This is a genomic window from Kurthia huakuii LAM0618 (genome assembly GCF_000505545.1).
Taxonomy (GTDB): domain Bacteria; phylum Bacillota; class Bacilli; order Bacillales_A; family Planococcaceae; genus Kurthia; species Kurthia huakuii.
The window spans coordinates 454,504-466,097 of record NZ_AYTB01000007.1; the positions used below are offsets into that span (position 1 = coordinate 454,504).

Consider the following 11,594-nt stretch of genomic DNA (forward strand, 5'->3'; position numbering starts at 1 on the left):
TCACTCCTTACCGCCTATATCATACCACATATGTAATGAGCAGTTTTTCAAGCTCACTCAAAAGATATTAGCAATGATAGTAGCTGTTTGCAACTTCTAGAAACTCTATTATCGCCAGAAAAGGCAATTTGAATTATACTAAAAGACGATAGAGAAAGAATATTTGTTCGCTTTTTTAAGCGATTTTCCGATAAATTAAGTGAAAGAGGCGTTTAATATGCTCCAACAACTAACGACACAAATTTATGAAGAGTGCGAACTTAGCTGGATGCGCTTTATGCAATTTCGAGACGACGCATACGAACCGGATTTTTTTAATGAAGTAAAACCATATGCCGATCGCATCCATAACATGCTTCTCGACTGGCAACAGCAAGCTGAACAGTTTATAGTGCTTGCCCGCCCTAAATATGTACATGCGATTCAAATTGCGAATGCTGTCGAGCAAATCGACCAGTTTGTCGTGCAATCATTTTATATTAAAACGAGTAAAAAGCGTTTGTATCAATCGATTCAAGCCGCTAAATATACATGTGAAACATTGCTGAGTGCATTGCGTGATGTGGCCGATGAATGATAAGCCGACATTAGCAAAATGGCTCGGAGATTTTATAACAGGTGATGCACAAAAAAATATCGAACATATCGAAGTCATTCCAGCAACAACTGGAGCGTATGCGCCACTGCCGGCAGACTTACATCCAAAGCTAGCGACCGCGCTTGAAAAACAGGGAATTACGCAGCTTTATAGCCATCAAGCGGAAGCGTATAATAAGGCAATAAACAAGCAATCCTTTACGGCAGTGACCCCAACTGCTTCTGGGAAGTCACTGTGCTATCATCTACCCGTTCTACAATCGATTTTAACAAAGCCATCAAGTCGTGCGCTGTATTTGTTTCCAACAAAAGCATTGGCACAAGACCAAAAGAATGCAGTCAACGACTTAATTGAAGCGATTGGTGAGCCAATTTTAAGTTACACATATGATGGTGATACGGCACCTGGCATTCGAACGAAAGTGCGTAAAGCGGGGCATATTGTGATGACAAACCCCGATATGCTTCATGCGGCGATTTTACCGCACCATACGAAATGGGTGTCGCTGTTTGAAAATCTCGACTATATTGTCATTGATGAATTGCATAGCTATAAAGGCGTTTTCGGCTCGCATGTTGCGCATGTACTACGGCGTTTAAAGCGAATATGTGCCTACTATGGCAGCAATCCAACGTTTATTTGTACGTCAGCAACGATTAAAAATCCACGTGAATTAGCAGAAGTGTTAACAAATGAACCGCATGAATTGATTGCGAAAAGTGGTGCGCCCACGGGCAAAAAAACATTTGTATTTTACAATCCACCAATCGTGCATCCGACATTTGGCGTAAGGCGCAGTGCTATTTTAGAAGTGAAAGACATCGTGGGAAAATTGTATAACGCACACATTCAAACGATTGCTTTTGCGAAAAGTCGCATGCGCGTAGAGATGCTTGTGACGTACTTAAAAAGTTTAACCGCTAAAAAAATTGCTGATGAATCGATTCGAGGCTACCGCGGTGGTTACTTACCGAGTGAGCGCCGCGCCATTGAGAAGGGCTTGCGCGATGGGACGATTCAAACAGTTGTCTCAACGAATGCGCTAGAGCTAGGCGTTGACATTGGCCAATTACAAGCGTGCATCATGACCGGCTATCCAGGGAATATTGCGAGCGCGTGGCAACAAGCCGGTCGCGCAGGACGCCGTCAAGAAGATGCGCTTGTTATTTATGTGGCGCAATCAACAGCACTTGACCAGTATTTGATGAAACATCCGCATTACTTATTTAATAGCTCTCCAGAAGAAGCGCGTATTTTCCCGGAAAATGTGCTTATTTTAATGGATCATTTAAAGTGTGCGGCATTTGAATTACCGTTTCATTTCGGGGAGTCATATGGAGAGTTTGATGTCGAAGCATTCCTCGATTATTTTGTTGAGGAGCAAGTGTTACTCAAAACGAGTGATACATGGCATTGGATGGCTGATAGCTTTCCGGCACATAATATTAGCTTGCGTTCCGCATCACAAGAAAATGTTGTCATTATCGACCAATCTGTACCAACGAAAACGCATGTTATTGGGGAAATGGACCGCTATAGCGCAATGACGCTATTACATGAAGAAGCGATTTATTTACATCAAGGCACACAGTTTCAAGTCGAAAAGCTCGATTGGGAAGAAAAAAAGGCGTACGTCACGGAAGTTGATGTCGATTATTTTACCGATGCGAATCTCGCGGTAGAGCTTAAAGTTATTTCAGAGGATAAAGAACGTCTAGTAGGTAGTTTAACAATTGACTACGGAGATGTTATGACGCTTGCTACAGCAACCATTTTCAAAAAAATCCGTTTTAATTCGCATGATAATATTGGTTCAGGGCCTATTACATTGCCACCAGAAGAGCTGCATACATCGAGTACATGGTTGAGTTTTGATGCACCTCTGAATTGGAATGACGACGATTTAAGTAGCGCGATGACCGGTGTCGCGTATGCGATGAATAGCTTTATTCCACTTTATATTCAAAGTGACCGTAGCGACGTGCATGTCATACCGCAAGTGAAGGCCACGCATAATGGCAAGCCAACATTTTTTGTTTATGACCGTTATCCGGGCGGTATCGGCTTAAGTGAACGTATTTACGACTTATGGGAGCCATTACTCGATCGCGTCTATGAGCATGTCGATAATTGTAGTTGTCAACATGGCTGCCCGTCTTGTATCGGCGCACAAGATTTAGAAGAGGGTGGCAAGAAGCAAGTGAAACGTTTCTTAGAGACAGTGTTAATGAGAGGGTGATAGACACATGTCTTACGAAAAAAAATTGTTAGCGATGAAAAAAATGGTTAAGAAAAAAACGACGGTACCAGCGGAGCAACTCCGTTATAAAAAACCTGCTGCACCAGTCTATAGCGATTTATGGGAACAGGCAGGTCTTTCGCGCATCGACAATGAATTTGGTACGGTGTTTGTGCGCGAAGTCCATTATGCGCTCGATTATCAGCACGGCGCCTATCAATTGGGGGATTTTTTAGAGGCGCTCGCTACATGGCGTGAGCATGAGCACCCGATTGCGCTAACCGACGAACGGCCAATTGTTTTTTATGATACGGAAACAACCGGTTTAAAAGGCACAGGCACGCATATTTTTCTCAACGGTTTGTTACTATTTGACGAACATGAATTTGTGTTAAAGCAATATATTTTGGCCGATCCGAGCCACGAAGCAGCTTTTTTATTTGAATCGAGGTTTTGGCAAGAGCAAAAAATGGTATTAACATATAATGGAAAGAGTTTCGATTGGCCACAGCTGGAAATGCGTTGGACCTTTCACCGCAATACACTTCCACCGCTTAAAACGCCGCATCATATTGATTTGATGCATAGCGCCAAACGTATTTGGAAACAGGAACTAGCGCGTATGACATTAAGTGAGGTTGAGCGCCAGAAGCTCGGATTTATCCGCGATGGTGATGTCCCAGGATATTTAGCGCCTGCGATTTATTTAGATGCTGTGCGTACAGGCGAAACGAATGCGTTGTTAAAAGTATTAACGCATAATGAATATGATTTGCTGTCGCTTGTTACATTGTATGTGCAAGAGACGAAGTTATTAACGGAAGGCGTGCGCAATGAAAGTGCAAAGGCGTATACGAATATCGGCAAATGGTACAAAGATTTAAAAGCTTCTGATGCCAGTTTGGAACTTTTACGTGACATAACGCATCTATATGATGTAGATGAAGCGGCAGAGGCTTCTTTTTACAAAGGGTATTTATTAAAAAAACGCGGTGACTTTCAACAAGCGTATGATTGTTTTTTATTATGTACCCCGTATGTCAATGAACGCCAACGTCTAGAAGCTTATACAGAGCTAGCGAAGCTATGTGAGCATCGGTTGCACGATATTGAAGCGGCGCTACGCTATACGCAGAAGGCACTTGATGAAACGACACAAAGCATCTGTTATAAACCGCATGCTAAAGAAAAGCGGATTGACGCACTGACGCATCGAATCAGACGTTTAACGAATAAAAATGTGCTATAATAAAATCTATATAGAAGTGAAAGGACGATGGACTTGGATATCAAACTATCTGCTAAAATCATTTTAGATAAAGATTTTAAAACAGGTCTTCGTGGCTACAGCCAAGACGAGGTTGACCAATTTTTAGACGAAATCATTCAAGATTATGAAAGCTTTGAACAAGTATTAAAGCAAAAAGAGGCGCGCATTGCAGAACTAGAAGAACAATTGAGTAATGTAGGAACTGCAACAACACCTACAGCAGCGCCAAATCTTGAGAAAAAAGAAGTAGAAGAACCACAACAAGCGACAAATGGTGTCACAAACTACGACATTTTAAAACGCTTAGCAAACCTTGAAAAACGCGTGTTTGGCGATAAGCTTTACAACGATTTTGAAGGGTAAGAGAAACCACTTAACGGCTGGATTTTTTTGGCGTTAAGTGGTTTTAGTCGGTTATGCGGCAAAAAAGTAAACTAATTTTTGGCATTTAATTGTCGGAAAATACTTATTTTTTGTTTCATGTCATAAAAAAAGGCTAAAAACCTTGTCACATGACTTTTGAAGTACTATAATAACTACAGCATCATAGATGAATGAGTAATCGCTGTAACACATTGGTGTTGCTGAGGAAAGTCCATGCACGCACGGTTCTGAGATGACCGTAGTGATCGTATTTCGCGAATAAATAAGCGGAAGTAGCTGAAATGCTAACGGCGGAAGGAAAACCTAAGTCCTTGGATATGGTTGACACTTCCTGAAAAGTGCCACAGTGACGGAGTCTAGTTTGGAAACTGCTAGAGTGGAACGAGGTAAACCCTGCGAGTGTGCAACCCAAATTATGGTAGGGGCGCCGTACCGACGGAAATGAACAGAGGTATGGATTGGCTGTCTTTATACAGTTGATAGATAGATGATTACTACCCAGAGTACGAGGCTTGCGCCGTTTGAGTACAAGGGCACAAAACATGGCTTATAATTCTATATGATGTACTTTTATTATGATAATAATTAGTTTAGCTCTCCTCGTTGGTGGAGAGCTTTTCTTTTATAAGGGGATACGGTGATAAAAAAGATGGAATACACGCAAAAGCTCGCGGACGCGACAACATTTACGTTTCCAAATCATATCATTGATACTATTTTTAATAGCGTTGAAGAAGGCATTATGATTGCCGATACAAAAAGCCGCATTATTCATGTCAATCCTGCGTTTGAATTTGTAACGGGGTATACGCGTGAAGAAGCCGTTGGACAGCGCCCAAGTTTATTGAATTCGGGTATCCACGACCAAGACTTTTACAAAAAAATGTGGGCAACGATTCAAGAACATGGAAAATGGTCAGGGGAAATTTGGAATCGCCGCAAAACGGGCGACATTTATCCAGAGTGGTTAACGATTGTAGCCATTCGCAATGAACAAGGCGACATCATGAACTACTGTGGCATTTTTGAGGACATCTCGGCCCAAAAAAATGCTGAAAATGAGATTGAACAACGCAAATATACAGATGCATTAACAGGTGTAGCGAATCGTTACGCCTATTTGCAACGTATGGAAACATTACTCCAATCATCTGCTAATCGAGAATATCATCATGCAGTGTTATTTTTAGATTTAGACCGTTTTAAACAGGTGAATGATACGTTAGGTCATTCAATTGCCGATGAATTGCTTGTCAGCGTTACGAAGCGTATTCAAAGCGTGCTTAAAAATAAAGACATCGTGGCACGCTACGGCGGCGATGAATTTATCATCACTATTACAAATATCCACCATATGCAGGAAGCGGTACACGTGGCTGAAAAACTTGTTCACTTGTTATCTGAACCATTTCCTATTGAGGAACAAAATATATATATATCAACAAGTATGGGCATCAGTTTGTATCCGGAAGATGGAACAACGATGGAAACACTTGTAAAAAAAGCTGACCAAGCAATGTATTATGCAAAGCAAAATGGTCGCAATCAATTTGCCTTTTATTTCGATGATTTAAAAGTAGATTCAAAACGCGTATTATTATTAGATAATGAATTGCGAAAAGCGATTAAAGAAAATGCGTTCACGTTAAATTTCCAACCAAAAATCGCTGTTGGCGCCGAAAAAGTTATCGGTGTTGAAGCATTAATTCGTTGGACAAATGAACATCTTGGCAACGTTTCACCGGCAGAATTTATTCCATATGCTGAGGAAACCGGCTTGATTATCCCGATGAGTGAATGTGTGTTCCACCTTGCTTGTGAGGCGCATAATCATCTACGGGCACGCACCGATGACGTTTTACCGATTGCGATTAACGTCTCGAGCATTCATTTCCATCAAGCTGATTTTATTGATACGATACAAGCAATTTTTGAATCGTACAATTGTAGCCCGCACTATTTTGAGTTGGAATTGACTGAACGTACGGTTATGAATAATGAACGTGATTCGATTCGCAAGCTCGTACAGCTAAAAAATATGGGCTTTAAGCTATCAATTGATGATTTCGGAACAGGGTATTCGTCGCTAAGCTATTTAGTGCAATTTCCACTCGATTATTTGAAAATTGACCGCAGTTTTATTCAATACATTACATCAATTGCCGACAAACAAGCTGTTGTCGATGCAATTATTCAAATGGCTCATCGCTTACACATGAAAGTAATTGCCGAGGGCGTTGAGCAAAAAGATCAAGTGAAATTGCTAGAGAAATTAGGCTGTGATATGATTCAAGGATACTATTATGCAAAGCCGATGCCTCTTCATGAGCTCGATACTTTTTTAGAATTTTGGAAATTAGAAGCAAGAGAGGACTTAATATAAGTATGACAACATATCAATTAGTGGCAACAGCAGCGATGGGTTTAGAATCGCTTGTAGCCGATGAACTTAAAAAAATGGGGTATGACACACATATCGATAACGGCCGTGTTTATTTTGAAGGAACAGAACGCGATATCGCCAAAACAAACTTATGGTTACGCGTAGCAGACCGTGTGAAAATTGTCGTGGGTAAATTCCCTGTAACAACATTTGACCAATTATTTGAAGGCGTTAAAGCATTACCATGGGAAAAATATATGCCCGTCGATGCAGAATTCCCTGTTACTGGTAAATCAGTAAAAGCAACATTATATAGTGTGCCTGATTGCCAAGCGATTACGAAAAAAGCAATCGTTGAGCGTTTAAAAGGTCATTATCGTCGCTTAGGTTTCCTAGAAGAAACAGGACCAAAATTTAAAGTAGAAGTATCTATTTTAAAAGATGTAGCAACATTAACGATTGATACATCAGGTAATGGCTTACACAAACGTGGCTATCGTACAGAACAAGGTGAAGCGCCATTAAAAGAAACAATGGCAGCAGCGCTTGTTTATTTATCACGCTGGACACCAGCACGACCATTCGTTGATCCATTTTGTGGTTCAGGCACCATTGCACTTGAAGCAGCAATGATTGGTCAAAACATTGCACCAGGTTATAACCGCGGATTTATTTGTGAAGATTGGCCAATGATGAACGCCGAAATGTGGGATGAAGTACGTGCTGAAGCCGATAACGCTGCAAACTACGATCAACCATTAAATATTATCGCGTCAGATATCGACCAACGCATGGTGACGATTGCAAAAAATAACGTTTTAGAAGCAGGCTTTGAAGGTATTGTTGAAGTAAAACAAATGCAAGTGGCCGACTTTACAACGAACTTTACCGATGGCGTTATGATCGGAAACCCACCATACGGTGAACGTATCGGTGAAAAAGAAGAAATCGAAAAAGTTATTAATACGATGGGTACCGTGATGCGTAAATATCCAACGTGGTCAGTATATATGCTTTCTTCAATGGAAAACTTCGATAAAATTTACGGTAAAAAAGCAACGAAAAAACGTAAATTATTTAACGGTGCGATGAAAACAGATTATTTCCAATTCTGGGGTCAACGTTCTCCACGCAAACCACAAGAACCAAAAGCATAGAACATAAAATTAACATCTACTCGATAACGGAAGGGGCAGCCCTTCCGTTTCGTTGTCAATACGGAAAGGGGCAATTACTGAATGCGACAATCGATTCCATTCGAATTATCAAAAGACAAATCATTCTTTGACTCATTAGGAGACTGGATTGGTGATGTACTTTATGACGAATTACCTGAGAAGGGACTTGAACTGCGTGATGAGCAAGTGTTTATGGCGTATCAAATCGAAAGTGCACTACGTGAAAAATCCGTGTTATTTGCGGAAGCTGGCGTAGGGACAGGGAAAACAATCGCGTATTTATTACCATCGATTGCTTATGCACGTTACACAGGCAAGCCAGCGTTAATTGCTTGTGCGGATGAAACATTAATCGACCAACTTGTAAAAGAGGGCGGCGATATTTATAAATTGCAACAATTATTAAATTTAAATATTGATGTGCGTTTAGCGAAATCACGCGATCAATATTTATGTTTGAAGCGTTATGAAGAAGCCGAGCAATTTTTAGATGGCGCATATTTAGACGACATCGCAATGACGATTCCAGAAGGTGTTTATGGGAACGGCTCACTTGATTTATACGGTCAACGTAGCGATTATCCAAATGTTTCCGATGAAGAATGGGCGCATGTAAACTACAACGCGATTCAACAATGCCAAGTATGTGATATTCGCAATCGTTGCGGTCAAACATTACACCGTCAAAACTATCGTGAATCAACGGATTTAATTATTTGTTCACAAGATTTTTATATGGAGCATATCGCTACAAAAGAATCTCGTGAACGCGAAGGTCAAACACCACTATTACCAGAAGTATCAATGGTTGTATTTGATGAAGGACACTTATTAGAATATGCTGCGCAAAAAGCGATGACGATTAAAATTCAAGATTACACAATCGTTAAAGTATTAGAACGTTTAATGGTTGATGGTGTGCGTGAAAAAACATTGAATCTTATGGAGAAACTACAAGATGGCCATGAATTATTTTTCGATCAATTACGCGAAGACGTTATCGATTCAGATGAAGAGCGTAAACGTATCAAAAAAAGCGATATGCTCATTAAAATTGGTCAAAAAGTAATGACGTTAGTAGACGCATTGTTCGAGGAGTTTGTATTCGAATCTGAAATGTATACGATTCCTGAATATGAAATTCGGATGGCAGAAGAATTTTTAGAGCAATATGCGGAAGCGATGCGCATATTTATTGGCAACGGGGACGCAGTTGATTGGTTAGAGGAAGCGGATGGTGAAGAAACGCTTGTCATTATGCCACATCTAATTACCGATATTTTAGCGAAAAAAGTATTCTCGAAAAAAATTCCGTTTATTTTCTCATCTGCTACATTATCAATTGATAAAGATTTCAGCTTTATTGCATATAGCCTAGGTATTAAAAAATATGAATCATTTACAGTCGCTTCACCATTTGATTATGATGAAGTTATGAGCATCAACTTGCATAAACGTTCACAAGCTGAAAAAACTGCAGAAGTTGAAACCTTATTACAACGCGAAGGTCAAACATTAATTTTATTCAAATCAAAACAATCGATGTTGGATTTCAAAGCAGCAGCAAGTGCTGATACATTAGCGCGTATGGCGTTTGAAGGGGACCGTGAGTTATCATCAATTATCCGCGACTTCCAAGCGAAAAAATGCAGGCGATTTGCTCATACCACTTATGGGAAGGTTTAGATTTACCAGAAGAGGCGTTAACGCGTGTAATTGTATTTGATTTACCATTCCCACCGCATGATCCATTATTTGATGCGAAACGTAGCTTTGCAGATGACTCATTTGATGAAGTAGAACTGCCATATATGTTATTGCGCATTCAACAAGGCATGGGCCGGTTAATTCGCACAACGAATGACCACGGGACAATTAATGTTTTCTTAAATGAACAAGAACAACAAGTAATTGACAATATTACACCAGTATTTGCTGTTCAACCAACAGAACTTTAATGAACGCACAAAAAAGCAGGCATCTCAGATGCCTGCTTTTTTTATGAAATCGATTGATAAACATATTTTGCTTTGTATAAATGACGCGTTACACCTGCTGTTGCGACTTCAAATAAATCATGCGCATTGTCATTGGCTTGTTCGTGGAAATCTAATAAAATAAAGTCCATTAAATCACGTTTTTTAAGCATTTGAGGCTGCATATGCGCTAAAAATTGAGCAGCACCTTCAATGGCTTGTGAAATCGATACGAGCTCTAATACGTATTGTACGCGCTGCTTATCGTTGTCAAAATCGCGATTTTCCAACTCAAAATACAACCAATGCGTTAAGAAATCTGCCACTAATACGGCATTTGTTAACGTGTTGCTACCTTCTTGTTGCGATAAATCGTAGATACAATGATACGTAGGGTGTGACACAAATTGCTTTACAATGGAATAACGAATCGGGTTAGATTCAATCGAATCGACGTTTAAAATAGGTTCATGACGCTGCTCGCATAATGAAAACCAAATATCACGACATAGTTGCATAAAAAAAGGGGATGAATGTTGTTCAATAATTGAAGATACGATAGGTGCTTCTTTCAAGTAGTGCTCAAATTGTTCATACTTATTTTTTTGGACGATTAGTGTACTCATTTGAGATAAAGGCATTGCGGGTCCTCCCTTACATGATCTAGTCTCTGTATAAATAGAAGTTAAAAAATTAACTGTACGAAGGAATTAGCTATATGTAAGTTAATCATTCATACGATTTTTTGTAAAATTTTCAGTCGAAGATAATATGACACGAAAAAATAATAGCGTGTGTATTGCTTAGTTTTGCTACATAAGACAAAGCATCGCTATTTTTTGCTGTCATTTTGTCTCCTTGTTAAATAAGTGTAACGACCTATATTTAAAAATGCAATGCTTTATAAATGTAAAAAAAATCCAAACATTGTTATATCAATGGTTTGGAAACAAAAAAATTGAAAAATCATATAAGTATAATAGATATTTTTCCCTATTTTTCCATTTATGGTTTTTGAAATCTAGGAATTTCGTCAAAAAAAGAAACTACGCTAGTTTGTAGTTTCTCACTTTATGCCAAGTTATTTGTACTAATCTTCGTTATCAATTGTTAACAAACCATTCATTTGTCCAAGACCTTCGATTGTAATTGGCAGTCGAAAAGCGTGTTGGAAGCCAAATAATTTTGTTTGTCCAATCATTACGGTTGGAGGTGTAATATCTAAATCAAGCTCGTTATTCGCACAATATGTACATAATTTTCCGGCTGACATATTTCCAAACTCACCAATAAATGATTCGAGCATTTCACCGCTAATTTCCATACCGTACATTGAAAGGCCAATATCGCCAAAAATTTTAGAGGATGATTCTAAAATAATACGAGCGCGTACATCGCCGGTAATACCGATTAATACGCCTGCTTCACTTTGTGTAAAGGGTTCTTTATAAAGCGTTGGTGTACCGATTTTCACCGTTTGAGGAATAACTTCTTGCATCGATTGAATTAAGCCGTTCAATAAAATTTGAATGTGGTTTGAATTACTCATGTAGCACCTCTCCCTAT

Annotated in this window: 8 protein-coding genes, 1 other RNA gene and 1 pseudogene; 8 read left to right on the forward strand and 2 right to left on the reverse strand. The window is 39.5% G+C overall.

Translation table 11 applies throughout. The features are described from left to right. The first annotated feature begins 217 nt into the window (after window positions 1-217). The 8 genes and pseudogenes from V514_RS0104025 (at window position 218) to V514_RS18755 (ending at window position 10,010) form a co-directional block, all read left to right on the forward strand. Window positions 218-577: a YppE family protein gene (locus V514_RS0104025; protein ID WP_029498464.1), complete on the forward strand. Its 360-nt coding sequence runs from the start codon at window positions 218-220 to the stop codon at window positions 575-577. After that, window positions 570-2,837, forward strand: coding sequence for a DEAD/DEAH box helicase (locus tag V514_RS0104030; RefSeq protein ID WP_029498465.1), 2,268 nt, complete (start codon window positions 570-572; stop codon window positions 2,835-2,837). The genes V514_RS0104025 and V514_RS0104030 overlap by 8 nt, the downstream gene beginning before the upstream one ends. Window positions 2,838-2,844: 7 nt before the next feature. Further along, complete coding sequence (locus V514_RS0104035; RefSeq protein WP_029498466.1) at window positions 2,845-4,086, forward strand: ribonuclease H-like domain-containing protein; 1,242 nt, start codon at window positions 2,845-2,847, stop codon at window positions 4,084-4,086. A 27-nt stretch (window positions 4,087-4,113) separates the two neighbouring features. After that, complete coding sequence (gene gpsB, locus V514_RS0104040) at window positions 4,114-4,470, forward strand: cell division regulator GpsB (protein ID WP_029498467.1); 357 nt, start codon at window positions 4,114-4,116, stop codon at window positions 4,468-4,470. A 187-nt stretch (window positions 4,471-4,657) separates the two neighbouring features. After that, an RNA gene (rnpB, locus tag V514_RS19920) (RNase P RNA component class B) lies at window positions 4,658-5,046 on the forward strand. An 82-nt stretch (window positions 5,047-5,128) separates the two neighbouring features. Continuing rightward, window positions 5,129-6,874, forward strand: coding sequence for a putative bifunctional diguanylate cyclase/phosphodiesterase (locus V514_RS0104045; protein ID WP_235073067.1), 1,746 nt, complete (start codon window positions 5,129-5,131; stop codon window positions 6,872-6,874). Between the two features lie 2 nt (window positions 6,875-6,876). Then, window positions 6,877-8,031 carry a THUMP domain-containing class I SAM-dependent RNA methyltransferase gene (locus V514_RS0104050; protein WP_029498470.1) on the forward strand — a complete coding sequence of 385 codons (1,155 nt, stop codon included), beginning with the start codon at window positions 6,877-6,879 and terminating at the stop codon, window positions 8,029-8,031. Between the two features lie 81 nt (window positions 8,032-8,112). After that, a pseudogene (locus V514_RS18755) lies at window positions 8,113-10,010 on the forward strand (ATP-dependent DNA helicase). A 41-nt stretch (window positions 10,011-10,051) separates the two neighbouring features. Here V514_RS18755 and V514_RS0104060 read toward each other — a convergent pair. Then, a complete protein-coding gene (locus tag V514_RS0104060) occupies window positions 10,052-10,669 on the reverse strand; it encodes a hypothetical protein (RefSeq protein ID WP_029498471.1) in 618 nt (205 codons plus the stop codon). A gap of 449 nt (window positions 10,670-11,118) precedes the next feature. Then, window positions 11,119-11,577 carry a chemotaxis protein CheX gene (locus tag V514_RS0104065; RefSeq protein ID WP_029498472.1) on the reverse strand — a complete coding sequence of 153 codons (459 nt, stop codon included), beginning with the start codon at window positions 11,575-11,577 and terminating at the stop codon, window positions 11,119-11,121. Window positions 11,578-11,594: the final 17 nt, after the last annotated feature.

Excerpts from the sequence above, each read along its gene's own strand:
- V514_RS0104025 (WP_029498464.1), top strand. The coding sequence starts at position 218 with ATGCTCCAACAACTAACGACACAAATTTATGAAGAGTGCGAACTTAGC.
- V514_RS0104030 (WP_029498465.1), top strand. The coding sequence starts at position 570 with ATGAATGATAAGCCGACATTAGCAAAATGGCTCGGAGATTTTATAACA.
- V514_RS0104035 (WP_029498466.1), top strand. The coding sequence starts at position 2,845 with ATGTCTTACGAAAAAAAATTGTTAGCGATGAAAAAAATGGTTAAGAAA.
- gpsB (WP_029498467.1), top strand. The coding sequence starts at position 4,114 with ATGGACTTGGATATCAAACTATCTGCTAAAATCATTTTAGATAAAGAT.
- V514_RS0104050 (WP_029498470.1), top strand. The coding sequence starts at position 6,877 with ATGACAACATATCAATTAGTGGCAACAGCAGCGATGGGTTTAGAATCG.
- V514_RS0104060 (WP_029498471.1), bottom strand. The coding sequence starts at position 10,669 with ATGCCTTTATCTCAAATGAGTACACTAATCGTCCAAAAAAATAAGTAT.
- V514_RS0104065 (WP_029498472.1), bottom strand. The coding sequence starts at position 11,577 with ATGAGTAATTCAAACCACATTCAAATTTTATTGAACGGCTTAATTCAA.